Origin of the sequence: Serratia sp. HRI (assembly GCF_010119335.3) — a bacterium.
Classification (GTDB): Bacteria; Pseudomonadota; Gammaproteobacteria; order Enterobacterales; family Enterobacteriaceae; genus Serratia; species Serratia nevei.
The window spans coordinates 1819226-1845704 of record NZ_CP083690.1 but is presented as its reverse complement, the minus strand read 5'-3'; the positions used below and the strand labels follow the sequence as shown (position 1 = coordinate 1845704).

Genomic DNA, 26479 nt, shown 5'->3' with positions numbered 1-26479 from the left:
TGAACTTTCTTTTACAATACTGCTGGTATAGAGTCGGGGCCATATTTTATGTTGCTGTCTTCGTACAGACTGGAGTATAAGTGGTTTCAATTCAACTTTTGCGAGCGATAGCCGCGTTAGCAGTGGTGCTGTACCATGTTGGCAGAAAGTCTGACTTTCTCGCTATAACAAATGGGAATTATTTTGAAGTTGGAAAATATGACGTAGACTTGTTCTTCATTATTTCCGGTTTCATTATGGCCTATATCACTCATGGGAAATCAGTTAATTTTATTTCCTTTATGAAAAAAAGGTTTGTTCGGATTATCCCAATATACTGGGTTCTAACTTCAGTAGCACTTGCCGTTTTTATTATAAGCCCATCATCTGTAAATAGCACTATGGCTCCTCCCGGGGTTATAAACTCATATCTGTTGTTTCCTGTTGAAGGAAAATCAATGCTGCTAGAAGTGGCTTGGACATTGCGATATGAGTTCATTTTCTATATCATTTTTTCGCTATCACTTTTGACACCAAATAGATATGTGACTGTTTCAGTATTACTTGGGGGTATTTGGGCTTGTTCTAAATTTTCTTATGAAAATTACTATATTGGATTTTTCCTCACCCATTACATGGGAGAGTTTTTGCTCGGGATATTATCATTCCTTTTCTACACGAAAGGAAAGTCGTTAACGCTGGTTGTCTTGTCATCGATTGCCGCGTTGGTCGGTTATTTTTATGGCACTCATGATGGTGTCCTCACTTATGGTTTGTATTCTACCGTATTGTTCAATGTCTTCGTTATGCTTGAAGATAAAATAAAAAGGAATGCAAGTATGGTTAGGCCGCTCTCTTATTTGGGTGATGCGTCTTACTCTATTTATTTGGCTCATCTTTTTATTATTGCCGCCGCAGGAATACTCTATAAGCATACCGAGTTTATGAACGACCCTATCTTGTTTAACATCAGCACGTTGGTTGCGAGTGTGTTTTTCTCAGTGCTGTTCTACGAGTTTGTCGAGAGGATAATTACGCGTAAATTAACCGCCATTAAACATGCCGCTCCCTCAGTAGGTTAAGTATATAGCTGGATAACCCACCTTGTAACTTAAGTGGTGGGTTTCTTTTTTAGGACATTTTTGTTCCACTTGAATCAGGCAGTCACGAGGGGATACTTATCAGCGGTTGTTTTCTTTCCTTTTTTGTCTGTGAATTAAACTTTTTTATAATGAAAATTATTTTTTATATCTATTTTGCTGATTTTTTTTTGGTTTACAGACTGTTAATAGTGTTGTTACCTGACGTTACGCTGAACTATTTAATTATAGTTGTGCTTTGAGGTTTCCCGTTTCCTGCTAGGTGGGGGGCGACAGCTAGTCGTCATTGCCGGCGACGGAACTAGTGGTATTATACTGGCCAATGTATTGGTCGCAAATTTGCACCGAGAAATTATTAATAATAAAGTTAAGTCGTTAATGGTATCGTATTCACCACTGCATTATTACAAACCGACTTTTATGTATGTGGCGTTCACTAGCTTTTTCAAGCAGGAGCTCACGTGCTCACGGCGGAGTGTTTTGCGGCCTGAAATACCGTTATTATTGATAAGTCGGAGTCTTTCAATTTAAAAAAGTAATATATAATGACACAAAGCGGCAAGCATTATTCTAATGACTTCCTGGTGTTTGCCACAGACTACGTGCACTGGCCGAAACGGATCGAAGGGGCGGTGCTGGCGAGCGATCAGTTCTATCAGTATCAGGCCGCCAGGCGGTTGGCGCATAAACTGGCGACCATAGAAAAAGGACGTATCTTTATCACCGTTTCCTTCCCTGAAACGCCTAATGCACCCCACCAGTGCGGCATCGCGCCGATTGAAACCACATTGATACTGGACGATTAGCTGCGGCAGCGCGGTGCGCAACACCGATCTGGGCGATATTCAAAACGGCGAGGGGTGACTACCGGCCGATCGCCAAACGCTGCAGGTTTACGGCCAGCAGGGTATATATGCGATCGGCGACACCGTGGATCTGCAGGGGGATATTGGGCGGGCGTTGGCACAATAAAAAACCCGCCGCAGCGGGTTTTATCAGAAGCGAGCGTTACATCTGCTGCGTTGCCGCGCTCACCGGCGAGCCGCCGCCTTTCTTGCGCACCCACAGCCAGTAAGCCACGGTGAGTAAAGCGATCCACACCAGCCCGACGTACAGCGCGATGCGGCTCTCTTCGAAGTAGCCGAGCAGGCCGATGACAAATGCCATAAAGGCGGTCGCCAATGCCGGCGCCACCGGCCACCACGGCACCGGGAAGCTCAGCTGACGGGTTTCCTCCGGCGACAGCGTGCGGCGCATGACGATCTGCGACAGCAGGATCATCAGCCACACCCAGACGGTGGCGAAGGTGGCGATCGAGGCGATGATCATGAAGACTTTCTCCGGGATCAGGTAGTTGAGCACCACCGCCAGCAGCAGGGCGATCGACATCACCAGCACCGTCATCCACGGCACGCCGCCGGCGGTCAGTTTGGTGAAGCTGCGCGGCGCCTGGCCGTCCTGCGCCATGCCGTACATCATGCGGCCGGCACCGAAGATGTCGCTGTTAATGGCCGAGATAGCGGCGGTGATCACCACCACGTTCAGCACGTTGGCGGCGGAGCTGATGCCGAGGTTGCTGAAGATCTCCACGAACGGGCTGCCGTTCTGGCCGATGCTGTTCCACGGATAGATCGCCATCAGCACCGTCAGCGTCAGCACGTAAAACAGCAGGATGCGCACCGGCACGGCGTTGATCGCTTTCGGCAGCACTTTGGCGGGGTCTTTTGCCTCGCTGGCGGTAATACCGATGATCTCAATGCCGCCGAAGGCGAACATCACCACCGCCAATGACGCGACCACGCCGCCGATGCCGTTAGGCATAAAGCCGCCGTGCTGCCACAGGTTACTGATACCGGTGGCGTGCTGGGTTTGGCCGAAGCCGAACAGCATCACCGCCGCGCCGCCGACGATCATCGCCACGATGGCGGCGACTTTGACCAGCGACAGCCAGAACTCCAGCTCACCGAACACCTTGACGCTGCACAGGTTGAGCGCGCCGATAAACAGAATGATGCTGAGTACCCAGACCCACTGGGCGACCTCCGGGAACCACAGCCCCATATAAATGCCGAAGGCGGTGACGTCCGCCAGGGCGACGATCACCATTTCGAAGGTGTAGGTCCAACCGGTGAGGAACCCGGCCAGCGGGCCGAGATAGTGGCTGGCGTAGTGGCCGAACGAGCCGGAAACCGGCTGGTGCACCGCCATTTCACCCAGCGCGCGCATCACCATGAACACCGCCGCGCCGCCCACCAGGTAGGCCAGCAGCACGGCCGGGCCGGCCAGCTGGATGGCGCCGGCGGAGCCGTAGAACAGGCCGGTGCCGATCGCCGAGCCGAGAGCCATGAAACGGATGTGCCGCGCGTTTAGTCCGCGTCTGAGTTGTGTCGTTTCGTTACGCATGTTGCTTCCCGTTAAGTGTTTGCCGAACAGGCACGCGCTGCCCGCGCCGGGTGGAACGCACCCGGCGGGGCAGAACAAACTGCGTGATTCAGTGTGTGATGATTATGCCTGGCTAGGCAGCAGCGCCGCAGGCAGCAGCGATGTCAGGTGACCGGCCGCCAAGAGTTGGCTGGCGGCTTCAATGTCGGGGGCGAAGAAACGATCCTTGTCGTAGAAACTGACATGCTCGCGCAGCAGACGGCGTGCCTGCTCCAGACCTTCCGAGGTCTTCAGGCCGTTGCGGAAATCCAGGCCCTGGCAGGCAGCCAGCCATTCGACCGCCAGAATGCCGCGCACGTTGTCCGCCATGCTCCACAGGCGACGACCGGCGGCCGGCGCCATGGAAACGTGGTCTTCCTGGTTGGCGGAGGTCGGAATGCTGTCGACGCTCGACGGGTGCGCCAACGCTTTGTTTTCGCTGGCCAGCGCTGCGGCGGTCACCTGGGCGATCATGAAGCCGGAGTTCACGCCGCCGTTCTCCACCAGGAACGGTGGCAGCTGCGACATGTGCTTGTCCATCATCAGCGAGATGCGGCGTTCGGACAGCGAACCGATTTCGGCAAACGCCAGCGCCAGGTTATCGGCGGCCATCGCTACCGGTTCGGCGTGGAAGTTGCCGCCGGACAGCACGTCACCCTGTTCGGCGAACACCAGCGGGTTATCGGAGACGGCGTTGGCTTCAATTTCCAGCACCTCGGCGGCCTGGCGGATCTGCGTCAGGCAGGCGCCCATTACCTGTGGCTGGCAGCGCAGGGAGTAAGGATCCTGCACTTTTTCACAGTTGCGGTGCGAGTCGGAGACTTCGCTGCGCGCGCCGAGCAGGTGGCGATAGGCGAGGGCGGCGTCGATCTGGCCGCGCTGGCCGCGCACCTCATGGATACGCGCATCGAACGGGCTGCGGGAGCCCAGCGCCGCTTCCACCGTCAGGCTGCCCGCCACGGTCGCGGCGGCGAACAGGTCTTCCGCGTCGAACAGGCCGCGCAGCGCGAAGGCGGCGGAGACCTGGGTGCCGTTCAGCAGCGCCAGGCCCTCTTTTGCCGCCAGCGTCAGCGGTTTCAGGCCGGCTTTAGCCAGCGCTTCGGTCGCCGGCAGCCATTGGCCCTGATGGCGCGCCTGGCCTTCGCCCAGAAGTACCAGGCTCATGTGCGCCAGCGGTGCCAGGTCGCCGGAGGCGCCGACGGAGCCTTTCAGCGGAATATGTGGATAAACTTCGGCGTTGACCAGCGCGATCAGCGCCTGAATGACTTCCAGACGAATGCCGGAGAAGCCGCGCGACAGGCTGTTGATCTTCAGCACCATGATCAGGCGCACCAGGTTATCGTCGGTCGGCTCGCCCACGCCGGCGGCGTGTGACAGCACGATCGAACGCTGCAGGTTTTCCAGATCGTCGCGGGCGATGCGCGTCGAAGCCAGCAGGCCAAATCCGGTGTTGATGCCGTAAGTGGTGCGGTTTTCTTCAACGATGCGTTCCACGCAGGCCACGCTCTGCTGGATTGGGGCGTAGGCGTTGTCGTCCAGCGTCAGCGACACCGGGTGTTGATAGACGTCGCGTAGCTGGGCCAGCGTCAGTTTGCCAGGGCGAATAGTCAGCGCTTTCATGCTTTTTCTCCTTGGGTCGCGGCAACCATCGGCAGGTTCAGGCCTTGCTCACGGGCGCAGTCGATAGCGATATCGTAACCGGCGTCGGCGTGACGCATGACCCCGGTAGCCGGGTCATTGTGCAGGACGCGAGCGATGCGCTCGGCGGCCTCGTCGGTGCCGTCGCAGACGATCACCATGCCGGAGTGTTGGGAGAAGCCCATGCCGACGCCGCCGCCGTGGTGCAGGGAAACCCAGGTGGCGCCGCTGGCGGTGTTCAGCAGGGCGTTCAGCAACGGCCAGTCGGAAACCGCATCGGAACCGTCTTTCATCGCTTCGGTTTCACGGTTCGGGCTGGAAACGGAGCCGGAATCCAAGTGGTCGCGACCGATGACGATCGGGGCGGACAGTTCGCCGCGGCGCACCATCTCGTTGAACGCCAGGCCCAGCTTGGCGCGCTGGCCGAGGCCAACCCAGCAGATGCGCGCCGGCAGGCCCTGGAAGCTGATGCGCTCGCGCGCCATGTCCAGCCAGCGGTGCAGGTGTTCGTCATCCGGGATCAGCTCTTTCACCATGGCGTCGGTTTTGTAGATGTCCTGCGGATCGCCGGACAGCGCCGCCCAGCGGAACGGCCCGATACCGCGGCAGAACAGCGGACGGATGTAGGCCGGCACGAAGCCCGGGAAGTCGAAGGCGTTGTCGACGCCGGTTTCTTTTGCCATCTGGCGAATGTTGTTGCCGTAGTCGAAGGTCGGCACGCCCATCTGCTGGAACGCCAGCATGGCTTTGACGTGATCGGCCATCGACTGTTTGGCGGCGGCGACCACTTTAGCCGGCTCGGTCTGGGCGCGCTGGCGATACTCTTCCCAGCTCCAGCCCTTCGGCAGGTAGCCGTTCAGCGGATCGTGGGCGCTGGTCTGATCGGTGACCATGTCCGGGCGCACGCCGCGGCGAACCAGCTCAGGCAGGATTTCCGCCGCGTTGCCGCACAGGGCGATGGAGATGGCTTTGCCTTCTGAGGTGTATTTTTTGATGCGAGCCAGCGCGTCGTCCAGATCTTTGGCCTGCTCATCGACGTAGCGGGTTTTCAGGCGGAAATCGATGCGGCTCTGCTGACATTCGATGTTCAGCGAGCAGGCGCCCGCCAGCGTCGCGGCCAGCGGCTGCGCGCCGCCCATGCCGCCCAGGCCGGCGGTCAGTACCCAGCGGCCCTGCAGGCTGCCGGCGTAATGCTGGCGGCCCGCTTCGACGAAGGTCTCATAGGTGCCCTGAACGATGCCCTGGCTGCCGATGTAGATCCAGCTGCCGGCGGTCATCTGGCCATACATGGCCAGGCCTTTGGCGTCCAGTTCGTTGAAGTGTTCCCAGGTCGCCCAGTGCGGCACCAGGTTGGAGTTGGCGATCAGCACGCGCGGGGCGTTGCTGTGGGTTTTGAAGACGCCGACCGGCTTGCCGGACTGCACCAGCAGGGTTTCGTCTTCTTCCAGCGTTTTCAGGGTTTCGACGATCTTGTCGTAGCAATCCCAGTCGCGTGCGGCGCGGCCGATGCCGCCGTACACCACCAGCTCGTGTGGGTTCTCCGCAACTTCAGGATCGAGGTTGTTCATCAGCATGCGTAACGGCGCTTCGGTCAGCCAGCTTTTTGCGTTTAATTGTGTGCCGCGTGGCGCGCGTACATCGACATTGCGAACTTTGTTATTTGTAGTCACAGCAGTTTCCTCAAACAGTATCGGTGCAGATTCCATGCCGCGGTGGGGATGAGTACCACGGCATAACAATGCGTAGGGCTTATTAACATATACTTGTATGTACAAGCATATGCAACACTGACCAGTTGCCGTTGAAAAGTGGCATAAGAAAAAGTTATTTTCTTTTTATATCAGGTTGATATGCGGTTTTTTATCGCCGGACTCAGGTACGAAAAGCCGGAGAAAAGTGAGCTGTTCGGCAAAAATGAATTAAAAATGACTCATTTTTGGGCGGCTAGTCACAATATTTTTACAGACTGATTACAGTTGGCGACGGAGGATAAACAAGCCCTATCACCGCGGGAAGAAAGCCCGCCGTGGGCGGGCTTGCCAGGCTCAGGCGGCCGGTTGCAGCATCGGCTTGCGGCTCATCTTGCATACCGTGGCGATGGCGGCGATCAGCGCCGGTACGCACAGGAACATCAGGATGCTCTGCACTTCCCATTGCATCGCCAGCAGTTGGGCGCCCATCATGGTGCCGGCGACGCCGCCGAAGCGGCCGATGCCCTGCATCCAGGCGATGCCGGTGGCGCGGCTGTGGGTGGGGTAGAAGGTGGCCGCCAGCGTTTGCAGCCCGGACTGCGCACCGTTCATGGTGACGCCCATCAGGAAGATGAAGGCGCCCAGCAGCACGATCTGCTTGTCTTCGGTCGCCATCGCCACGATCAGCAGGGCGGTGACGACAAAGCCACTCGAGACGACCTTGTGCGCATTCCAGCGATCCATCAGCCAGCCGGCTACCAGGATGCCGAGCGTGCCGCCAAAGGTGAACAGCGAGGTGAGCATCGCCGACTGTTCTAGCTGATAGCCCAGCCCCTGCATCAGGATTGGCATCCAGCTCAGCAACACGTAGTAGATCACCAGCCCCATGAAGTAGGTCACCCACAGCATCAGCGTGCCGAGCAGGTAAGGGCGGCTGAACAGCAGGCCGACGCTGGTCTTGGCCTGCGTCAGCTTCTCTTCGTATAGATAAAAACGCGTCACGCCGTCAAGGCTCTGGCTGACGAAGCGTTGCGCGATGCGCTTGATCTTCGCCGCATCTTGCCCGCGGTTGACCATATATTTGACCGATTCCGGCAGCAGCAGGATCAGCAAGACCGTCAACGCCAGCGGCGCAATGGCGCCGAGCAACAGCACGCTGTGCCAGCCGTAGCTCGGGATCAGCCACGATGAAATGGCACCGCCGCCGGCCGCGCCCAGCGGAAAGCCGCAGTACATGGTGTTGATCGCCAGCGAACGGCAGCGCTGCGGCGCGTATTCGGAGATCAGCGTGATGGCGTTGGGCATCGCCGCTCCCAGCCCGAGGCCGGTGAGGAAACGCCACAGCGTCAGGCTATTGAGCGAGCCGGCGTAGGCGGTGGCCAGGCTCGACAGGCCGAAGAACAGGCAGGAAAACACCAGCACGCGCTTGCGGCCAATGCGATCGGAGATTGGCCCGGCGATCAGCGCGCCGAGCGACAGCCCCAGCAGCGCGGCGCTCAGCACCGGCCCCAGATCCTGTTTGACGATGCCCCAGTCTTTGGCGAGCGAGGGGGCGATATAGCCCATGGCGGCGGTATCGAAACCGTCGATGGCGAGGATCAGGAATCCGAGAATGATCAGGGTCCAGTGAAACAGCGAAAACTTGCTGTCGTCGATGGCCTGCTGAATGTTCAACTCGCTGGTGGAATGAGTCATGGCACCCTCTAAACGCAGATGTAGTCGTGATGGATGGAGCGTGGCCGAAACTGGCGCTCGGCTTGTGTTTGCTTGTATATACATCTGCGCGTCGGCGCTTTATGTCAAATATAATTATCTTATTTGTTAATTGCGTGTTGTTTTCTGTGGGGCAGGTTGCACCGTGGATGAAAGGCCAAAGCCCGACTCACAAATTAAATGAGCGCCATTGGCGGTGGGATATGCTGGCGGCGGCGCGGAGAATAAAATTTAATACAATTTTGGCCGTTTGGTCGGCGGGCCGGAATCTGCGATAATCGCTTTTTACTTTTCCAGATTGAGAAACTGATGCAGTACCCGATCAATGAGATGTTCCAAACCTTGCAGGGCGAAGGCTTTTTCACCGGCGTGCCGGCCATTTTTATCCGCCTGCAGGGCTGCCCGGTAGGGTGCAGTTGGTGCGATACCAAACATACCTGGGAAAAGGAAGCCAATCGGGAAGTCGACCTGCAACGGATCCTGGTCAAAACAGAGGAAAGCGACGCCTGGGGCAATGCCGGCGCCGAGCAGCTGCTGGCGGTGATGCGCCAACAAGGTTACACCGCGCGCCATGTGGTGATCACCGGCGGCGAACCCTGCATCTACGATCTGACGCCGCTGACCGAGCTGTTCGAACAGCATGGCTACGGCTGCCAGATTGAGACCAGCGGCACCCACGACATTCGCTGTTCTGCCAAAACCTGGGTGACGGTTTCGCCAAAGGTGAATATGCGCGGCGGCATGAAGGTGTTGGATCAGGCGCTGCGGCGCGCCGATGAGGTGAAGCATCCGGTGGCGCGCGAGCGCGACATCGAGGCGCTGGACGCGCTGCTGGCGACGCTGCAGGACGACAAGGCACGGATTATTGCGCTGCAGCCGATCAGCCAGAAAGAAGAGGCGACCCGCCTGTGCATCGAAACCTGCATCGCGCGCAACTGGCGGCTGTCGATGCAGACCCACAAGTATCTGAACATCGCCTAAAATCAGGGCGCCTTTGCGGCGCCCTTTCTTTTAACCTTGACCCGTCCTGAATAGCGTTGACACATTTTACTCACGCACAGAGGAAAATGTGATGAACCAGTATATTAAACGCACACAACGCGATTACTCTCTATCCTTTAAACTGGCCGTCGTCGAACAGGTCGAAAAAGGCGAAATGACTTGCCGTCAGGCCACAGACCGTTATGGTATCCAAGGCAACGTAACCGTCATGAACTGGCTGCGCAAATACGGTCAGCTTGACTGGCGAACCTCTCCTTCCACCCAAAAGTGCGGAGGCAACATGCCCAAACTCCCCCTGACGCCCGAACAGCGTATTAAAGAACTTGAGCAGCAACTGGCTGAATCTGAAGTCAAAGCCCAGTTCTTCGAAGCTGTCGTCAAAGTGATGAACACCGACTTTGGCGCCACGCTGACAAAAAAGCAGCTAACCGCCTTATCGCGCAAACACAAGTACCGGGACTCATAGTAACGCGGGCCTGCCAATGGATGGGCATCAGCCGACAAGCGTGGTATCAGTCCCTGCAGCGTGAAGCAGGCAAAGAGGAGCAGGCCCGGCATCTCGTCGAACAGGTGACGGCCATCCGCTTGCACCAGCCCCGACTGGGGACACGTAAGCTGCATCACCTGTTGCGGCAACGCCCCGAACCGGCGTTGCATGTGGGGCGCGACCGGCTGTTCAGTATCTTGCGTTGCGCGCGGTTACTGGTGATGCCTAAGCGGGCATATCACAAGACGACGCAGAGCCATCATCGTTTTTATCGTCATCCCAACCTGCTGAAGGCGGGGGACAATCAGGTCATCGCCAGCCGTCCGGAACAGGTATGGGTGGCGGATATCACCTACTTGCCGCTGAGAACGGGAACGGCGTATGTCAGCCTGGTAACGGATGCCTGGTCGAGAAAAATCGTGGGGTATCATGTACATGACAGTCTGCATACCCGGCACGTCGCCTGCGCGTTCAAAATGGCGCTGGCCGGCAGACGCACGACGTTGCCGCTGGTGCACCACTCGGACAGGGGTATCCAGTACTGCTCACAGGAATATCAGGCGTTACATCAGAGATATGGCATCACCTGCTCGATGACGGACGGGTATGACTGTTACCAGAATGCGCTGGCGGAACGGGTAAATGGGATACTTAAAACGGAATACCTGCTCGGCAGGCCAGAAGACATCGTACAGGCAAAAAAGATGGTCAGGGAGTCGGTGAACCTCTACAACGCACAGCGGCCGCACCTGTCGCTGAAATACAAAACGCCCGATGAGGTTCATCGGGCGTTATCCGGCTGAAAAGTGTCAACCTATAGCAGGACTAGTCACCTTTATATACGCATCCCGCAGTACAGGTCTCTTTCACCATCACCGCAGTCAGTTCCGGCAACTGGGGCTTGAGCTGCTGCCAAATCCAGGCGGCGAGCACTTCGCTGGTGGGATTTTCCAATCCTGGAATATCGTTCAGATAATGGTGATCCAACCGCTCCCAGATCGGGGAAAACACAGCCTTGAGCTCGGCGAAATCCATCACCCAACCGGTGTGGGGATCCACTTCACCGGTCACTTCCAGACGCACCATAAACGAATGCCCATGCAGGCGGCCGCATTTATGGCCCTCCGGCACGTGCGGCAAACGGTGTGCGGCTTCAAACTGAAAATCTTTAAACAGCGTGGTTGCCATTATTACGGCCTCATTGACTCAAAAACCGCCGCATAGTACCGGAAAGCGCGTCTGCTTGCCATTTATACCGTTATGGTCTAGCGCCGCGATAACCGCGCCCGGTTAACACTTTTTTTGTTTGGTGTTTGCGGCACCTATCGGCTGGGGTAATGAGCCGAAATGTTGAACGGTGAAAAAACGATGAAAAAAAGCGCTTTAATTTCATCTGGATAAAAAACTTTGTTTAACGGTTTAAGCGTTATCCCTTACCAGAAAAACAGCTTAGTCATTTTGGTTATGATTTATTGCTATCCCTTATTTAATCGTTGCTATTCTGCTCGGTAACCTTACAAACTCTCCTGATCTTTTCCGCACACCCGACGCAGCGAAGAGACAGCGACTGACACTGGCGCGCGCCTGGCAGGAAAGGCGCTAAGTATAGGAAATAAGTACTGCAATGACGACTCAGGCTCCTCCAACATCTTTGCTCCCGCTGACGCCCGAACAGCTGGCGCGCCTGCAGGCGACGATCGGCGACTATTCGCCGACGCAGCTGGCGTGGCTGTCCGGCTATTTTTGGGGCATGGTCAATCAACAGCCCGGAGCCGTGGCCATTGCGCCTGTCGCCCCTGCGGCTGCCGCCGGCATCACCATCATTTCCGCTTCGCAGACCGGCAATGCGCGCCGCCTGGCGGAGCAGCTGCGCGACGATCTGCTGGCCGCCAATCTGAGCGCCACGCTGATCAGCGCCGGCGACTACAAGTTCAAGCAGATAGCCCAAGAGCGCCTGCTGGTGATCGTCGCCTCCACGCAGGGGGAGGGCGAACCGGCGGAAGAAGCGGTGGCGCTGCATAAATTCCTGTTCTCGAAGAAGGCGCCGAAGCTGAATGATACCGCTTTTGCGGTGTTCGGGCTGGGCGACACCTCTTATGAGAATTTCTGCCAGTCAGGTAAAGATTTCGACGGCAAGCTGGCCGAGCTGGGCGCCGAGCGCCTGGTGGAGCGCGTGGACGCCGACGTGGAGTACCAGGAACTGGCCGCCGCCTGGCGTAAACAGGTGGTATCGGTGCTGAAGGCGCTCGCGCCGGCGGAAAGCGCCGCGCCGGGCGTGTTGGCCAGCGGCGCGGTCGATCTGATCGACAGCAGCCCGTACAGCAAGGAACAGCCGCTCACCGCCCAACTGGCGGTCAATCAGAAAATTACCGGCCGCGCGTCGGATAAAGACGTGCGCCATATCGAGATCGATCTGGGCGACTCCGGCCTGCGCTATCAGCCGGGCGATGCGCTCGGCGTATGGTTCGACAACGATCCTGCGCTGGTGGACGAACTGGTGCAGCTGTTGTGGCTGAAAGGCGACGAGCCGGTCGAGGTGGAAGGGCAAACCCTGCCGCTGGCGCAGGCGCTGCGCAGCCATTTCGAACTGACGCAGAACACCACGCCGATCGTCGATAAATACGCCGCGCTGTCGCGCGACGAAACGCTGATCGGCCTGTTGGCGGATAAAGCCGCGCTGCAGCGCTATGCGCACAACACGCCGATCGTCGACATGGTGCGTCAGGCGCCGGCGGATCTGAGAGCCGAACAGCTGGTCGGCCTGCTGCGCCCGCTGACGCCGCGCCTGTACTCCATCGCCTCTTCGCAGGCGGAGAACGAAAGCGAAGTGCACATCACCGTGGGCGTGGTGCGTTACGATATCGACGGGCGCGCCCGCAGCGGCGGCGCCTCCGGCTTCCTGGCGGATCGCCTGGAGGAAGACGGCGACGTGCGGGTGTTTATCGAACACAACGACAACTTCCGCCTGCCGGCCAATCCGGAAGCGCCGGTGATCATGATCGGTCCGGGCACCGGCATCGCGCCGTTCCGCGCCTTTATGCAGCAGCGCGACGCCGACGGCGCCGGCGGCAAGAACTGGCTGTTCTTCGGCAACCCGCACTTTACCGAAGATTTCCTGTATCAGGTCGAATGGCAGCGCTACGTGAAAGACGGCCTGCTGACCCGCATCGATCTGGCCTGGTCCCGCGACCAACAACATAAAATATACGTACAAGACAAACTGCGCGAACAGGGCGCGGAAGTGTGGCGCTGGATTCAGGAAGGCGCGCACATTTACGTCTGCGGCGATGCCAATCGCATGGCGAAAGACGTGGAAAACACATTACTGGAACTGGTGGCCGAGCACGGTGGCATGGATACCGAGCAGGCGGATGAATTTTTAAGTGAGCTGCGCCTTGAGCGCCGTTATCAGCGAGATGTTTACTGATGAGTGATAAACACCCCGGGCCTTTGGTAGTCGAAGGCAAACTGGCCGATGCGGAGCGCATGAAGAAGGAGAGCCACTTCCTGCGCGGCACCATCGCCGAAGATTTGAACGACGGCCTGACCGGCGGCTTCAACGGCGACAACTTCCTGCTGATCCGTTTTCACGGCATGTATCAGCAGGATGACCGCGATATTCGCGCTGAACGCGCCGAGCAGAAGCTGGAGCCGCGCCACGCCATGATGCTGCGCTGCCGCCTGCCGGGCGGCATCATCAGCCCGCAGCAGTGGCTGGGCATCGACAAGTTCGCGCAGGAGAGCACGCTGTACGGTAGCATTCGCATCACCAACCGCCAGACTTTCCAGTTTCACGGCATTCTGAAAGGCAACGTCAAACCGGTGCACCAGCTGCTGAACCGCCTGGGGCTGGACGCGCTGGCGACCGCCAACGACGTGAACCGTAACGTGCTGTGCACCTCCAACCCGGTGGAGTCCGAGCTGCATCAGGAAGCCTACGAGTGGGCGAAGAAGATCTCCGAACACCTGCTGCCGCGCACCCGCGCCTACGCTGAGGTGTGGCTGGATCAGGAAAAGGTGGCCACTACCGACGAAGAGCCGATTCTGGGGCCGACCTATCTGCCGCGCAAATTCAAAACCACGGTGGTGATCCCGCCGCAGAACGACGTCGATCTGCACGCCAACGACATGAACTTCGTGGCGATCGCCGAAAACGGCAAGCTGGTAGGCTTCAACCTGCTGGTGGGCGGCGGGTTGTCCATCGAGCACGGCAACAAGAAAACTTACGCGCGCCAGGCCAGCGAGTTCGGCTACATTCCGCTCGAACATACGCTGGCGGTCGCGGAGGCCGTGGTGACCACGCAGCGCGACTGGGGCAACCGCACCGATCGCAAGAACGCCAAAACCAAATACACGCTGGAGCGCGTCGGGGTGGACGTTTTCCGCGCCGAAGTGGAAAAGCGCGCCGGCATCACCTTCGCGCCGATCCGGCCGTATGAATTCACCGGCCGCGGCGATCGCATCGGTTGGGTGAAGGGCATCGACGATCGGTGGCACCTGACGCTGTTTATCGAGAACGGCCGCCTGCTGGACTATCCGGGGCGCCCGCTGAAGACCGGCATGGCGGAGATCGCCAAGATCCATAAAGGCGACTTCCGTCTGACGGCGAACCAAAACGTGATCATCGCCGGCGTGCCGGAAAGCGAGAAGGCGAAGATCGAATCCCTGGCGCGCGATCATGGCCTGATCGACGACGAGATCAGCGAGCAACGCAAGAACTCGATGGCCTGCGTATCGTTCCCGACCTGCCCGTTGGCGATGGCGGAGGCCGAGCGCTTCTTGCCGCAGTTCGTCACCAAGGTGGAAGGGATCATGCATCGGCACGGGGTGGGCGACGAGCATATCGTGCTGCGCATCACCGGCTGCCCGAACGGCTGCGGCCGCGCGCTGCTGGCGGAGCTGGGGCTGGTGGGCAAGGCGGTCGGCCGCTATAACCTGCATTTGGGCGGCAACCGCGAAGGCACGCGCATTCCGCGCATGTACCGCGAGAACATCAACGAAGACGAGATCCTGGGCGAGATCGACCTATTGGTGGGGCGCTGGGCGAAGGAGCGCAACGCCGGCGAAGGCTTCGGCGACTTCACCGTTCGCGCGGGCATCGTCAAACCGGTGCTGGATCCGGCGCGGGATTTCTGGGAGTGAGACCGGGCGGCCCCTGGGCAGAGGGGCCGTACAGGTAATTTCAAGTAGCAGGAGAGACAACATGGCTGAATTCGATCTGGCGGCGCTGAACGCGTTGCCCAAATCCGGGCAGGCGCTGGCATTGGCGGTGGTCAACGGCCAACTGGAGACCCTCAGCGCCGAACAGCGCGTTGCATGGGCGCTGGAGCATCTGCCCGGCGAGTTCGTACTCTCGTCCAGTTTCGGCATTCAGGCGGCGGTATGTCTGCACCTGGTGACGCGCATCCGGCCGGATATCCCGGTGATCCTGACCGATACAGGTTACCTGTTCCCGGAAACCTACCGCTTTATCGATCAACTGACCGACCAGCTGAAGCTGAATCTGCAGGTGTTCCGCGCCGAACAGTCTCCCGCCTGGCAAGAGGCGCGCTACGGCAAGCTGTGGGAACAGGGCGTGGAAGGGATTGAAAAGTACAACCAGATCAACAAGGTTGAGCCGATGAACCGCGCGCTGGAGACGCTGGGGGCACAGAGCTGGTTCGCCGGCCTGCGGCGCGAGCAGTCCGGCAGCCGCGCCAATCTGCCGGTGCTGGCGGTGCAGCGCGGGGTGTTCAAGATCTTGCCGATCATCGACTGGGACAACCGCAAGATTTACCAGTATCTGACCGAGCACGGGCTGAGCTATCACCCGCTGTGGGAGCAGGGCTACCTGTCGGTAGGCGATACCCACACCACCCAGAAGTGGGAACCGGGTATGAGCGAGGAAGAGACGCGTTTCTTCGGGCTGAAGCGCGAGTGCGGCCTGCACGAAGGCTAAACGAGGCGAATCACACGACAGGGCTCAGCAATGCTGGGCCCTGTTTTTTTGCGGGCTACTTTTTCTTCTGTGCTTTCGGCGGGTGCGCCTGCGCCAGCTCTTTGATCAGCGGCAGCAGGATCTGCACGCTGTCGCGGCTGCGTTTGTCGATCCGCCCCGGCAGGTAGCGATCCAGGTACTGCAGGTTGTCATACTGCGGGCGGTGCCAGGTGATGCCCTGCGGGAAGTGCGGGCTGACGGCGCGCTGCTGGTAGCCGTCCTTGTCGCCCAGCGACCAGTTGGTGGCCTCCACCGACAGCACCGGGATGCCCGCCGCATCGAACACCTCTTGATCGGAGCAGCAGCCGGTGCCCTTCGGATGCTGTGTGCTGCCCGGATTGCTGGCGGCGGCGATGCCGTAGCGATGGGCGATATCCAGCGCGCGATCGCGGGAGCGTTTCGCCATCTGCGGCGGCGTGTTGCGCCCGGCGTTGAAGTACAGACGATCGCCGGTGATCAGGCTGTCGAGGTTGATCACCAGCACGGTGTTGCTTTTCTCTTCCGCGCTCATGCGCTGCAGGTAGTTCTGTGCGCCCAGCGAGCCGAGCTCTTCGGCGCTGGTGGCGACGAAGCGCAAGCCGTAGGCGGTGGGGATGCTCTTCAGGCGCTCCGCCAGTTCCAGCATTACGCCGATGCCGGAGGCGTTGTCGTCGACGCCCTGCAGCGTCAGGCCGCCGAGGTTGTTATCCAGATCTTCGTCGCTCTGCGGCGTGTAGGTGTCGAAGTGGGCGACGATCACTATCTGTTTCGGACTGTCGCCGTTGCGGGCGGCGATCACCGAGCTGGCGGTGACGTTGTTCCAGTTCTTCTTGCCGTCTTTGCTGGTGTAGAGATAGCGCGTGTTGACGCTGCGAATGTCGCTTTGGTAACCCATCTTGCTGAACTGCTGCTTCAGGTAGTCGGCGGTGAGCAATTCGGCCGGGCTGCCCGCCATGCGGCCGGGGAAGTAAGTGGCGATGTGGCGGGTCTGTTCGGCGGCGAAACGGCCCATTGGCGCGTCTTTTGCGGGCTGTGCGGCACAAACGCTGAAGACGCCGCCGAGTGCGAGGGCCAGCAGGCTGGTCTTCAGGTAAAAACGGGAAAACATACCGAAAAATCCTTCTTTGCTATCGGCGCTGCCGATCATTTTTCTGCGGCACCCAGTATGAGACGCCGGGCGGCATTACACAATTTCCCCGTCTCTTAATTTTCGCGCGAATGCGCAAACCGCCGCCGCAGTTATCACCGTTTGCCTCTGGCGTTGCGGCCTATATTCCATAAAGGAACTAATCATTCCTTTTCGTCATTTCAGAGGCTAAATCTCAGCCCGTATAGTCACACTATCTTTCTGTTATATGAAAAGGCTGTTGTGGACTATCTACCAATATTCGCCGATCTGAAACAACGTCCGGTGCTGGTCGTTGGCGGCGGTGACGTGGCTGCGCGCAAAGTCGATCTGCTTCAGCGCGCCGGGGCTGAAATACGGATAGTTGCGCAGTCGCTCTCACCGGAACTGGAACTACAACGTCAGCGAGGGCAACTGCTCTGGCTGGGGAAAACCTTTGACCCGCCGCAGCTGGACGACGTGTTTCTGGCGATCGCCGCCACGGACGACAACGCGCTGAACGCCGCGGTGTTCGCCGAAGCGGATAAACGCCGGGTGTTGGCCAACGTGGTGGACGACCAGCCTCGCTGCTCGTTTATCTTCCCATCGATCATCGATCGCTCGCCGCTGGTGGTGGCCGTATCGTCCAGCGGCCAGGCGCCGGTGCTGGCGCGGTTGCTGCGCGAAAAGCTGGAGGCGCTGCTGCCCGCCAGTTTGGGGCAGATGGCGCAGGTGGCGGGCCGCTGGCGCGGCCAGGTCAAACAGCGGCTGGCCTCGATCGGCGAGCGTCGCCGTTTCTGGGAGAAAACCTTCGGCGGCCGTTTCGCCACGCTGGTGGCCAACGGCCAGACGGCGCAGGCGGAGCGGCAGCTTGAGCAGGATTTGCAAAGCTTCGCCGCAGGCGATGAAGGCGCGCAGGGTGAGATAGCCTTGGTGGGCGCCGGGCCGGGCGACGTGGGGCTGTTGACCCTGCGCGGGCTGCAGGTGATGCAGCAGGCGGACGTGGTGCTGTATGACCATCTGGTCAGCGGCGAGATCCTCGATCTGGTGCGCCGCGACGCCGAGCGCATCTGCGTGGGCAAGCGCGCCGGCGCGCACTCGGTGATCCAGGAAGAGACCAACCGGCTGTTGGTGGAGCTGGCGCAGCAGGGCAAACGCGTGGTGCGCCTCAAGGGCGGCGACCCGTTCATCTTTGGCCGGGGCGGCGAAGAGCTGCAGGTAGCCGCCGCCGCCGGCATTCCGTTCCAGGTGGTGCCGGGCGTCACGGCCGCTGCGGGGGCGACCGCCTACGCCGGCATTCCGCTGACGCACCGCGACCACGCGCAGAGCGTGACCTTTATCACCGGCCACTGCCGCCCCGACGGCGATGGCCTGGACTGGGCCGATCTGGCCCGGGCGCGGCAGACGCTGGCTATCTACATGGGCACCATGAAGGCGGCGGACATCAGCCAACGCCTGATCGCCCACGGCCGCGCTGCCGATACGCCGGTGGCGGTGATCAGTCGCGGCACGCGCGCCGATCAGCAGGTGCAGATCGGCACGCTGGATCAACTGGAACATCTGGCCCAACGGGCGCCGCTGCCGGCGCTGCTGGTGATTGGCGAAGTGGTGGAACTGCACCATCAAATCGCCTGGTTCGGGCATCAATCGCAGACGGAAGGGGCCGCGCGCCCGGCCGTCGTGAATTTGGCATAGGCAAGGCTTTTAAGGACCTGTTATGGACGAAAAACGACTCACTCATTTGCGGCAATTGGAGGCGGAGAGTATCCATATCATCCGTGAAGTCGCCGCTGAATTCGCCAACCCGGTGATGCTTTACTCCATCGGCAAAGACTCTTCCGTGATGCTGCATTTGGCGCGCAAGGCGTTCTTCCCCGGCACGCTGCCGTTCCCGCTGCTGCACGTCGATACCGGCTGGAAGTTCCGCGAAATGTACGAGTTCCGCGATCGCACCGCGAAAGAGTACGGCTTCGAGCTGCTGGTGCATAAAAATCCGGAAGGGGTGGCGATGGGCATCAACCCGTTCGTGCACGGCAGCGCCAAGCATACCGACATCATGAAGACCGAGGGCCTGAAGCAGGCGTTGAACAAGTACGGTTTCGACGCCGCCTTCGGCGGTGCGCGGCGCGACGAGGAGAAATCGCGCGCCAAAGAGCGCATCTATTCGTTCCGCGATCGCTTCCACCGCTGGGATCCGAAAAACCAGCGGCCGGAGCTGTGGCACAACTACAACGGCCAGATCAACAAAGGGGAGAGCATCCGCGTCTTCCCACTGTCGAACTGGACCGAGCTGGACATCTGGCAGTACATCTTCCTGGAAAAGATCGACATCGTGCCGCTGTACCTGGCGAAACCGCGCCCGGTGGTGGAACGCGACGGCATGCTGATGATGGTGGACGACGATCGCATCGATTTGCAGCCGGGCGAAGTGATCAGCCAGCGCATGGTGCGTTTCCGCACCCTGGGGTGCTGGCCACTGACCGGCGCAGTGGATTCGCAGGCGCAAACCCTGCCGGAGATCATCGAAGAGATGCTGGTCTCCACCACCAGTGAACGCCAGGGGCGGATGATCGACCGCGATCAGTCCGGCTCGATGGAGCTGAAAAAGCGTCAAGGGTATTTCTAAGGAGCCGCCGGATGAACAACGCAATCGCACAACAAATCGCTGACCAGGGCGGCGTCGAATCCTACCTGCACGCGCAGCAACACAAGAGCCTGCTGCGCTTTCTGACCTGCGGCAGCGTCGACGACGGCAAAAGCACCCTGATCGGTCGCCTGCTGCACGATACCCGCCAGATCTACGAGGATCAGCTGTCGACGCTGCACAGCGACAGCAAACGCATCGGCACCCAGGGCGAGAAGCTCGATCTGGCGCTGCTGGTGGACGGCCTGCAGGCCGAGCGCGAACAGGGCATCACCATCGACGTGGCCTATCGCTATTTCTCGACCGAAAAACGCAAATTTATCATCGCCGATACCCCAGGGCATGAGCAGTACACCCGCAACATGGCCACCGGCGCCTCCACCTGCGATCTGGCGATCCTGTTGATCGACGCGCGCAAAGGGGTGCTGGACCAGACTCGTCGCCACAGTTTTATCGCAACCCTGCTGGGCATTCGCCATCTGGTGGTGGCGGTGAACAAAATGGATCTGGTGGACTACCAGGAAACGGTGTTTGAGCAGTTCAAACAGGATTACCTGACCTTTGCCCAGCAGCTGCCAGGCGATCTGGATATCAAATTCGTGCCGCTGTCGGCGCTGGACGGCGACAACGTGGCGAGCGAAAGCGCCCATATGCCGTGGTACAGCGGCCCGACGCTGCTGGAAGTGCTGGAGAGCGTTGACGTGGTCAGCGAGCGAGAAAACCAGCCGCTGCGCTTCCCGGTGCAGTACGTCAACCGCCCGAACCTCGATTTTCGCGGCTATGCCGGCACGCTGTCCGCCGGCGTGGTGCGGGTGGGGCAACGGGTCAAAGTGCTGCCTTCCGGCGTGGAGTCCAGCGTGGCGCGCATCGTGACCTTCGACGGCGATCTGCAAGAGGCGGTGCCGGGCGAGGCGATTACGCTGGTGCTGAAGGATGAGGTGGACATCAGCCGCGGCGATCTGCTGGTCGACGCCGGCGAAAGCCTGCAGGCGGCGCAGAGCGCGCTGGTGGACGTGGTATGGATGGCCGAGCAGCCGCTGGTGCCGGGCCAGAGCTACGACATCAAGATCGCCGGTAAAAAGACCCGCGCCCGCGTGGAGAGCATCCGCCATCAGGTGGAGATCAATACGCTGGCGCAGCACCCGGCAGACACGTTGCCGCTTAACGGCATCGGTCTGGTGGAGCTGACCTTCGACGAGCCGCTGGTGCTGGACAGCTATCAGAGCAATCACGACACCGGCGGGCTGATCTTCATCGATCGCATGAGCAACGTCACGGTAGGCGCCGGTCTGGTGCGCGAAATGCTGCAGGCCACCCCGGCGGCGCACGGTGAGTTCAGCGCCTTCGAGCTGGAGCTGAATGCGCTGGTGCGCAAGCACTTCCCGCACTGGGGCGCACGCGATCTGCTCGGTGGTCGATAAGGTGGCCGCCGAACTGAGGGCGACCGGGCCGGACGATGAGAACGTGGTTTGGCATCCGCACGCGGTGACGCGCGCGGATCGCGAAGCGCGCAACGGCCATCGCGGCGTGGTGCTGTGGTTTACCGGGCTGTCCGGCTCGGGCAAATCCACCGTCGCCGGCGCGCTGGAGCAGGCGCTGCACGGGCTCGGCGTCAGCACCTATCTGCTGGACGGCGATAACGTGCGCCACGGCCTGTGCCGCGATCTCGGCTTCTCTGACGAGGATCGGCGCGAGAACATCCGCCGGGTGGGGGAAGTGGCCAAACTGATGGTGGATGCCGGGCTGGTGGTGCTGACCGCGTTCATTTCGCCGCACCGCGCCGAGCGGCAGATGGTGCGCGAAATGCTCGGCGACGATCGCTTTATCGAGGTGTTCGTCGACACGCCGTTGGCGATCTGCGAGGCGCGCGATCCGAAGGGATTGTATAAAAAAGCGCGCGCCGGCGAGCTGCGCAATTTCACCGGTATCGACGCGGTTTACGAGGCGCCGCAGCAGCCGGAAATCCACCTTGATGGCCAACAATTGGTAACAAATTTGATTGCGCAATTGTTAGACGTGTTGCGTGGTCAGGCTATTATCAAACCCTGAATTCAAAAAAAAGCGTGTGGCGTTTTTCGCCATGCGCTTTTTACTCTAAGCCGCCGCAGAGCGAGCCGAATAACCAGGGATCACTATGCAAAATATCACGCCTATCTTGATCGACTCCAAGCAGTCAAAACAGGAGAGAGAGGAGCCTTCTTATTCTTTCCTGGGCGGCGTCAGCGGCTTTGTTTTCTACTGGCTGGCGTTCGCGTTGCCGTTCCTGGTTTACGGTTCCAACACGCTGTTTTTCCTGCTCTATACCTGGCCGTTCTTCCTGGCGCTGATGCCGCTGTCGGTGCTGATCGGCATCACCCTCAGCATGCTGTTGCGCGGGCGTCTGATCCTGACGCTGCTGCTGACCGGCGCCATCGTGCTGTGCCTGTTCTGGCTGGTGTTCAGCTTCTTGACCGGGTGGTGAGAGAGCGGGCGCCGCTGCCGGCGCCCGAAGGATTGCAAAGCGGTGCCGAAGGTTACAAAACTTTGCTCAGAAACGCCTGTGTGCGCGGATTGGCCGGATGGCTGAAGATCTGCTGCGGCGCACCTTCCTCCTGAATGATCCCCTGATCGATAAACAGCACCCGATCGGCCACCTCGCGGGCAAAGCCCATCTCATGCGTGACCACCACCATGGTCATGCCCTCGTGTGCCAGCGATTTCATCACCGCCAACACTTCGCCCACCAGCTCCGGATCGAGCGCGGAGGTGGGTTCGTCGAACAGCATGATCTTCGGCTCCATCGCCAGCGCGCGGGCGATCGCTACCCGCTGCTGCTGGCCGCCGGATAGGCTGTTGGGGTAGGCGTCTATCTTGTCGAGCAGCCCGACCTTGTGCAGCAGCTGCTCGGCTTGCGCGATGGCTTCGGCGCGCGGCCGTTTCTTCACGCTCACCGGTGCCATGATGATGTTTTCCAACACCGTCATGTGCGGGAACAGGTTGAAGCGCTGGAACACCATACCCACGCTTTCACGCATCTTGTTCAGGTCGGTTTTTTGATCGTGGACGGCGAAGCCGTTGACCTCGATCTCGCCGCCGGAGAGCGTTTCCAGCGCGTTGATGCAGCGCAGGAAGGTGCTTTTACCCGAGCCGGAAGGGCCGATGACGCACACCACTTCGTTGGCGGCGATCCGGCAGGAAATGCCGCGCAGCACGTGGCTCTCGCCGAACTGTTTTTGCAGGTTATGTACGCGAATCACTTTTACCGAACCTCTTTTCCATGTGTTGGACTAACAGCGAGAGCAGGAAGGTGATGACCCAATAGACCAGCGAAATGGTCAGGTAGGGCTCCCAATAGGTGGCGTAGGCGCCGGAGACGGTGCGGGCGGCATAGGCCAGATCCGCCAGGCCGATGGCGGAGGCCAGCGACGAATCCTTGACGATGGCGATGGCGTTGTTGCCCAGCGGTGGCAGCATACGGCGGAAGGCCTGCGGCAGGATCACCTGGCGCATGGTCTTGCCGTAGCTCATGCCCAGCGAGCGCGAGGCCTCCATCTGGCCGCGATCGATCGATTGGATCCCGGCGCGGAAGATCTCCGATACATAGGCGCCGGCGTTGAGCGTGATCGCCACTACGCAGGAGAGAAAGGCACCGTAGTCGGCGCGCAGCGCGCGGGCAAAATCGACGCTCATCAGGCCGCTGGTGACCAACAGGCCGTCGCGTGGGTTGATGAACAGCGGTACCAGCGCGAAGTGCACCACCATGATTTGCACGAACAGCGGCGTGCCGCGAAAGGCGCTGATGTAAATGCGCACCGGCCACTGAACGCCGTAATGCAGGATGGGTTTCCAGATGCCGTGCGGCGCCTGCGCCAAACGGCCCAGCCCGAGGATCAATCCCCAGGTGGTGCCGAGCAGTACGCAGATAATGGTGCATTTGATGGTCATCCAGGCGCCTTCCATAAACAGCGGCGCGTATTCCTGGATGATCTCCCAGCGGAAGTTCAAAGGGTATTCCTTCTTGGTAGGCTGAAACAGGGGGCGCCGACGGCCTGGCGGGCGCCGGCGACAGGGCATTATTCCGCCGGCAGCGTCGGTACGTTGCTGTCGAACCAGGTTTGGTAAATCTTGGCGTAGGTGCCGTCGGCGACGATTTTCTTCAGGCCGGCGTTGATCTTGTTACGCAACTCATCGTTGCCTTTGGCGACGGCGATGCCGAAATACTGGCGCTCGAACTTGGCGTCGGGCACCAGCTTGAAGGCTTTCTCAGGGTGGGTTTTGATATAGAACTTGGCCACGCCGACGTCGCCGACCGCCGCGCCGATGCCGTCTTCATACAGCTCCTGCAGCATCAGCGGCGTATTGTCGAAGCGCTTGATGGCGGTGCTGTTTTTGCCCAGTACGTCGGACACCACGATGTCGCCGGTGCTGGAGTTCACCACGCCGACCTTCAGCGCTTTCAGCGCGGCGATGGAGTTTACCGTCGAGTCCTGCGGCACCACGATAGCCTGCTCGGCCGGGAAGTAAGGCGCCGAGAAATCAACCATTTGTTTGCGCTTGTCGGTGATGGTGATGCCGGAAATGATGATGTCGCGATCGCCGGAATTCAACGTGGCGAAGATCCCCTCCCACGGCGTATTGATCAGTTTGATCTGGAAGCCTTCGGCCTTGGCCACCGCTTTGATGATGTCGATGTCGAAACCTTCCAGCTGTTTTTGGCTGTTTTCAAATTCGAACGGCCGATAGGTGCCGCCGGAACCGACGACGTAGGTAGATTCAGCCGCCAACGCGGCGGTGGAGAAGGTGGCGGCCAGGCAGGCGCCGATCAGAACTAAACGTTTTAACATCGCGATCCCCGATAATGAAAGGTTATATATTGGAATTATTTATGCACTAGTAATGCATAAAAATAAGTCTCAATGAATGAAAGTACAAGCCCTGCATAAGGAATATTCTTTGTATGGTGTTAAATATTCATTTTTTGCGTTGCGACGGAGTAAGCGATGGGGCAGAAAGCGGGGAGGCAGTGGTTCTTGCTGCATAATAGGTGAAGGGCAGTGTGTGCCTCATTGGAAAACACGTCGTGCGCATCCGGTGTAAGGGGCTTTTTTTGCCGCTTTCGCCGCGGAATTAGGCGGTAAACTCGGTAACCCTTCATCCGTATTCTGAATTTGGCGTTGAAATGCCGCTCTCAGTGTGGAGTCCAACGAAAAGTTGTGGGATGATTGGTCGGTTTTTCAGGGGGCGGAGATGGGAAAACTTACGCTGCTATTGCTGGCATTGCTCGGTTGGTTACAGTATTCACTGTGGCTGGGCAAAAATGGTATTCACGATTACGTGCGAGTCAATGAAGACGTTGCGGTCCAGCAGGGCAACAACGCCAAGTTGAAAGCGCGTAACGATCAGCTGTTTGCCGAAATCGATGATTTGAACGGCGGTCAGGAAGCGATCGAAGAGCGAGCGCGTAATGAGCTGGGTATGATCAAGCCCGGTGAGACTTTCTATCGTCTGGTTCCTGACCAATCCAGACGCAACGCGGCGTCTTCCTCGCAAAATAACGCACAAAAATAACGCATGAATCACTCCGCAGGCACCTTTCCTTCGGTGATTGCCGTCCTGCCCGCTGCCGGTATCGGCAGCCGCATGCAGGCGGAATGCCCGAAGCAATATTTAACCATCGGCCGGCACAGCATCGTCGAGCACGCCATCCACGCCCTGTTGCGTCATCCGCGCATTGAGCGGGTGATCGTGGCGATCGGCCCCGAAGATCGCCAGTTCGAACAGTTGCCGATCGCCCAGGATCCGCGGGTGATCGTCACTGAGGGCGGCAAACAGCGCGCCGATTCGGTGATGGCCGGGCTTAAACTGGCGGGCGATGCGGACTGGGTACTGGTGCACGACGCTGCACGCCCCTGCCTGCACGCCGACGATCTCGAGCGCCTGCTGGCGATCACCGCACACAGCAAGGTCGGCGGCATTCTCGCCGCACCGGTGCGCGACACCATGAAACGCGCCGAACCCGGCCGCGAAACCATCGCTCACACCGTCGAACGCCAGGATCTGTGGCACGCGCTGACGCCGCAGCTGTTTCCGCTGCCGCTGCTCAAGCAGTGCCTGCAGCGCGCGCTGGATGAAGGTGCGAACGTCACCGACGAAGCCTCGGCGCTGGAGCATTGCGGTTATCATCCGCAGCTGATCGCCGGCCGGGCGGACAACATTAAAGTAACGCGGCCGGAGGATTTGGCGCTGGCGGCGTTCTATTTGACTCAGTTGGACAATTAAGGAGCGCACCATGCGTATCGGTCACGGTTTTGACGTACATAAATTCGGCGGCGAAGGCCCGTTGGTGATCGGTGGCGTTCGCATCCCTTACGACAAAGGTTTGCTGGCCCACTCCGACGGCGACGTCGCGCTGCATGCCGCGACCGACGCCCTGCTGGGCGCGGCGGCGCTGGGCGATATCGGCAAGCTGTTCCCCGATACCGATCCGGCGTTCAAAGGCGCCGACAGCCGCGAGCTGCTGCGCGAAGCCTGGAAACGCATCCGCGCCAAAGGATACCGCCTCGGCAACCTCGATATCACCATCATCGCTCAGGCGCCGAAAATGGCGCCGCACATCCCGCAGATGCGCGTCTTCCTGGCGGAAGATCTGCAGTGCCATATGGATGACGTCAACGTGAAGGCCACCACCACCGAGCAGCTCGGTTTCACCGGGCGCGGCGAGGGCATCGCCTGCGAAGCGGTCGCCTTGCTGATCAAGGAATAAC

23 protein-coding genes and 1 pseudogene are annotated in these 26479 nt (G+C 59.5%); 15 read left to right on the top strand and 9 right to left on the bottom strand.

Annotated features, from left to right (window positions below):
* The first annotated feature begins 80 nt into the window (after nt 1-80).
* Both GF111_RS09055 and GF111_RS09050 read left to right on the top strand, forming a co-directional pair.
* Nucleotides 81-1061, top strand: coding sequence for an acyltransferase (locus GF111_RS09055; protein WP_071845307.1), 981 nt, complete (start codon nt 81-83; stop codon nt 1059-1061).
* Nucleotides 1062-1457: 396 nt separating this feature from the next.
* Nucleotides 1458-2085, top strand: a pseudogene (locus tag GF111_RS09050) (hypothetical protein); the annotation flags it as partial.
* Nucleotides 2086-2087: 2 nt separating this feature from the next.
* On the opposite strand, the gene GF111_RS09045 reads toward GF111_RS09050, so the two are convergent.
* The 4 genes from GF111_RS09045 to GF111_RS09030 all read right to left on the bottom strand — a co-directional run bounded on the left by GF111_RS09045 (nt 2088) and on the right by GF111_RS09030 (nt 8524).
* The gene (locus GF111_RS09045; RefSeq protein WP_038873550.1) at nt 2088-3482 is read right to left on the bottom strand and encodes an amino acid permease; all 1395 of its coding nucleotides are present in this window, start codon (nt 3480-3482) and stop codon (nt 2088-2090) included.
* Between the two features lie 102 nt (nt 3483-3584).
* Nucleotides 3585-5120, bottom strand: coding sequence for a histidine ammonia-lyase (hutH, locus tag GF111_RS09040; RefSeq protein WP_094460537.1), 1536 nt, complete (start codon nt 5118-5120; stop codon nt 3585-3587).
* Nucleotides 5117-6808: a urocanate hydratase gene (gene hutU / locus GF111_RS09035; RefSeq protein WP_055316078.1), complete on the bottom strand. Its 1692-nt coding sequence runs from the start codon at nt 6806-6808 to the stop codon at nt 5117-5119. The genes hutH and hutU overlap by 4 nt, the downstream gene beginning before the upstream one ends.
* Before the next feature lie 375 nt (nt 6809-7183).
* Nucleotides 7184-8524 carry an aromatic acid/H+ symport family MFS transporter gene (locus GF111_RS09030; protein ID WP_047728917.1) on the bottom strand — a complete coding sequence of 447 codons (1341 nt, stop codon included), beginning with the start codon at nt 8522-8524 and terminating at the stop codon, nt 7184-7186.
* A 327-nt stretch (nt 8525-8851) separates the two neighbouring features.
* On the opposite strand from GF111_RS09030, the gene queE reads away from it, so the two are divergent.
* Together queE and GF111_RS09020 are read left to right on the top strand one after the other, a co-directional pair.
* Entirely contained in the window at nt 8852-9523 is a 672-nt protein-coding gene (gene queE / locus GF111_RS09025) for a 7-carboxy-7-deazaguanine synthase QueE (protein ID WP_047728915.1), read from the top strand.
* A 91-nt stretch (nt 9524-9614) separates the two neighbouring features.
* Nucleotides 9615-10834 (top strand): IS3 family transposase gene (locus tag GF111_RS09020; RefSeq protein ID WP_370633540.1). Its coding sequence is split into 2 segments (ribosomal slippage): nt 9615-9957 and nt 9957-10834, totalling 1221 coding nucleotides; the frame shifts between segments, so codons are not numbered across the junction.
* Between the two features lie 22 nt (nt 10835-10856).
* Here the strand turns inward: GF111_RS09020 and queD are convergent.
* The gene (gene queD, locus GF111_RS09015; RefSeq protein WP_047728914.1) at nt 10857-11219 is read right to left on the bottom strand and encodes a 6-carboxytetrahydropterin synthase QueD; all 363 of its coding nucleotides are present in this window, start codon (nt 11217-11219) and stop codon (nt 10857-10859) included.
* A 436-nt stretch (nt 11220-11655) separates the two neighbouring features.
* Between queD and cysJ the strand changes: the two genes are divergently transcribed.
* The 3 genes from cysJ (at nt 11656) to GF111_RS09000 (ending at nt 15969) form a co-directional block, all read left to right on the top strand.
* Nucleotides 11656-13458, top strand: a complete 1803-nt coding sequence (gene cysJ / locus GF111_RS09010) for an NADPH-dependent assimilatory sulfite reductase flavoprotein subunit (protein WP_147190200.1) — start codon at nt 11656-11658, stop codon at nt 13456-13458.
* Nucleotides 13458-15173 carry an assimilatory sulfite reductase (NADPH) hemoprotein subunit gene (cysI, locus tag GF111_RS09005; protein ID WP_048232662.1) on the top strand — a complete coding sequence of 572 codons (1716 nt, stop codon included), beginning with the start codon at nt 13458-13460 and terminating at the stop codon, nt 15171-15173. The genes cysJ and cysI overlap by 1 nt, the downstream gene beginning before the upstream one ends.
* 61 nt (nt 15174-15234) lie before the next feature.
* The gene (locus GF111_RS09000; RefSeq protein WP_016929052.1) at nt 15235-15969 is read left to right on the top strand and encodes a phosphoadenylyl-sulfate reductase; all 735 of its coding nucleotides are present in this window, start codon (nt 15235-15237) and stop codon (nt 15967-15969) included.
* 55 nt (nt 15970-16024) lie between these two features.
* On the opposite strand, the gene GF111_RS08995 is transcribed toward GF111_RS09000, so the two are convergent.
* A complete protein-coding gene (locus GF111_RS08995) occupies nt 16025-17095 on the bottom strand; it encodes an aminopeptidase (RefSeq protein WP_047730792.1) in 1071 nt (356 codons plus the stop codon).
* Nucleotides 17096-17356: 261 nt separating this feature from the next.
* Between GF111_RS08995 and cysG the strand changes: the two genes are divergently transcribed.
* The 5 genes from cysG to GF111_RS08970 all read left to right on the top strand — a co-directional run bounded on the left by cysG (nt 17357) and on the right by GF111_RS08970 (nt 22197).
* A complete protein-coding gene (gene cysG, locus GF111_RS08990) occupies nt 17357-18787 on the top strand; it encodes a siroheme synthase CysG (RefSeq protein ID WP_038871905.1) in 1431 nt (476 codons plus the stop codon).
* Nucleotides 18788-18809: 22 nt separating this feature from the next.
* On the top strand, nt 18810-19718 hold the full coding sequence (cysD, locus tag GF111_RS08985; RefSeq protein WP_004932620.1) for a sulfate adenylyltransferase subunit CysD: 909 nt from the start codon (nt 18810-18812) through the stop codon (nt 19716-19718).
* Between the two features lie 11 nt (nt 19719-19729).
* On the top strand, nt 19730-21157 hold the full coding sequence (cysN, locus tag GF111_RS08980) for a sulfate adenylyltransferase subunit CysN (protein WP_094460534.1): 1428 nt from the start codon (nt 19730-19732) through the stop codon (nt 21155-21157).
* The gene (cysC, locus tag GF111_RS08975; protein WP_077791524.1) at nt 21096-21785 is read left to right on the top strand and encodes an adenylyl-sulfate kinase; all 690 of its coding nucleotides are present in this window, start codon (nt 21096-21098) and stop codon (nt 21783-21785) included. The genes cysN and cysC overlap by 62 nt, the downstream gene beginning before the upstream one ends.
* A gap of 85 nt (nt 21786-21870) precedes the next feature.
* Nucleotides 21871-22197, top strand: coding sequence for a DUF3561 family protein (locus GF111_RS08970; RefSeq protein ID WP_147190198.1), 327 nt, complete (start codon nt 21871-21873; stop codon nt 22195-22197).
* Nucleotides 22198-22249: 52 nt separating this feature from the next.
* On the opposite strand, the gene GF111_RS08965 is transcribed toward GF111_RS08970, so the two are convergent.
* The 3 genes from GF111_RS08965 to GF111_RS08955 form a co-directional block, all read right to left on the bottom strand.
* A complete protein-coding gene (locus tag GF111_RS08965) occupies nt 22250-22972 on the bottom strand; it encodes an amino acid ABC transporter ATP-binding protein (RefSeq protein ID WP_038871895.1) in 723 nt (240 codons plus the stop codon).
* Complete coding sequence (locus GF111_RS08960) at nt 22956-23675, bottom strand: amino acid ABC transporter permease (protein WP_042706788.1); 720 nt, start codon at nt 23673-23675, stop codon at nt 22956-22958. The genes GF111_RS08965 and GF111_RS08960 overlap by 17 nt, the downstream gene beginning before the upstream one ends.
* A 113-nt stretch (nt 23676-23788) precedes the next feature.
* Nucleotides 23789-24559 carry a basic amino acid ABC transporter substrate-binding protein gene (locus GF111_RS08955; RefSeq protein ID WP_134267213.1) on the bottom strand — a complete coding sequence of 257 codons (771 nt, stop codon included), beginning with the start codon at nt 24557-24559 and terminating at the stop codon, nt 23789-23791.
* A gap of 403 nt (nt 24560-24962) precedes the next feature.
* Between GF111_RS08955 and ftsB the strand changes: the two genes are divergently transcribed.
* Genes ftsB through ispF form a run of 3 tightly spaced genes read left to right on the top strand, consistent with a single transcriptional unit; the run spans nt 24963 to nt 26478 of the window.
* Entirely contained in the window at nt 24963-25283 is a 321-nt protein-coding gene (ftsB, locus tag GF111_RS08950; RefSeq protein WP_016929043.1) for a cell division protein FtsB, read from the top strand.
* Nucleotides 25284-25286: 3 nt separating this feature from the next.
* On the top strand, nt 25287-25994 hold the full coding sequence (gene ispD, locus GF111_RS08945) for a 2-C-methyl-D-erythritol 4-phosphate cytidylyltransferase (protein ID WP_038871888.1): 708 nt from the start codon (nt 25287-25289) through the stop codon (nt 25992-25994).
* 10 nt (nt 25995-26004) lie between these two features.
* Entirely contained in the window at nt 26005-26478 is a 474-nt protein-coding gene (gene ispF / locus GF111_RS08940) for a 2-C-methyl-D-erythritol 2,4-cyclodiphosphate synthase (RefSeq protein ID WP_004932594.1), read from the top strand.
* The last annotated feature ends 1 nt before the right edge of the window (nt 26479 follow it).

What these genes read in the sequence shown, in the direction of transcription:
- GF111_RS09045 (WP_038873550.1), bottom strand. Translation starts at nt 3,482, where the DNA reads ATGCGTAACGAAACGACACAACTCAGACGCGGACTAAACGCGCGGCAC.
- hutH (WP_094460537.1), bottom strand. Translation starts at nt 5,120, where the DNA reads ATGAAAGCGCTGACTATTCGCCCTGGCAAACTGACGCTGGCCCAGCTA.
- GF111_RS09030 (WP_047728917.1), bottom strand. Translation starts at nt 8,524, where the DNA reads ATGACTCATTCCACCAGCGAGTTGAACATTCAGCAGGCCATCGACGAC.
- queE (WP_047728915.1), top strand. Translation starts at nt 8,852, where the DNA reads ATGCAGTACCCGATCAATGAGATGTTCCAAACCTTGCAGGGCGAAGGC.
- queD (WP_047728914.1), bottom strand. Translation starts at nt 11,219, where the DNA reads ATGGCAACCACGCTGTTTAAAGATTTTCAGTTTGAAGCCGCACACCGT.
- cysJ (WP_147190200.1), top strand. Translation starts at nt 11,656, where the DNA reads ATGACGACTCAGGCTCCTCCAACATCTTTGCTCCCGCTGACGCCCGAA.
- cysI (WP_048232662.1), top strand. Translation starts at nt 13,458, where the DNA reads ATGAGTGATAAACACCCCGGGCCTTTGGTAGTCGAAGGCAAACTGGCC.
- GF111_RS09000 (WP_016929052.1), top strand. Translation starts at nt 15,235, where the DNA reads ATGGCTGAATTCGATCTGGCGGCGCTGAACGCGTTGCCCAAATCCGGG.
- GF111_RS08995 (WP_047730792.1), bottom strand. Translation starts at nt 17,095, where the DNA reads ATGTTTTCCCGTTTTTACCTGAAGACCAGCCTGCTGGCCCTCGCACTC.
- cysD (WP_004932620.1), top strand. Translation starts at nt 18,810, where the DNA reads ATGGACGAAAAACGACTCACTCATTTGCGGCAATTGGAGGCGGAGAGT.
- cysN (WP_094460534.1), top strand. Translation starts at nt 19,730, where the DNA reads ATGAACAACGCAATCGCACAACAAATCGCTGACCAGGGCGGCGTCGAA.
- cysC (WP_077791524.1), top strand. Translation starts at nt 21,096, where the DNA reads ATGCGCTGGTGCGCAAGCACTTCCCGCACTGGGGCGCACGCGATCTGC.
- GF111_RS08970 (WP_147190198.1), top strand. Translation starts at nt 21,871, where the DNA reads ATGCAAAATATCACGCCTATCTTGATCGACTCCAAGCAGTCAAAACAG.
- GF111_RS08960 (WP_042706788.1), bottom strand. Translation starts at nt 23,675, where the DNA reads ATGGAAGGCGCCTGGATGACCATCAAATGCACCATTATCTGCGTACTG.
- GF111_RS08955 (WP_134267213.1), bottom strand. Translation starts at nt 24,559, where the DNA reads ATGTTAAAACGTTTAGTTCTGATCGGCGCCTGCCTGGCCGCCACCTTC.
- ftsB (WP_016929043.1), top strand. Translation starts at nt 24,963, where the DNA reads ATGGGAAAACTTACGCTGCTATTGCTGGCATTGCTCGGTTGGTTACAG.
- ispD (WP_038871888.1), top strand. Translation starts at nt 25,287, where the DNA reads ATGAATCACTCCGCAGGCACCTTTCCTTCGGTGATTGCCGTCCTGCCC.
- ispF (WP_004932594.1), top strand. Translation starts at nt 26,005, where the DNA reads ATGCGTATCGGTCACGGTTTTGACGTACATAAATTCGGCGGCGAAGGC.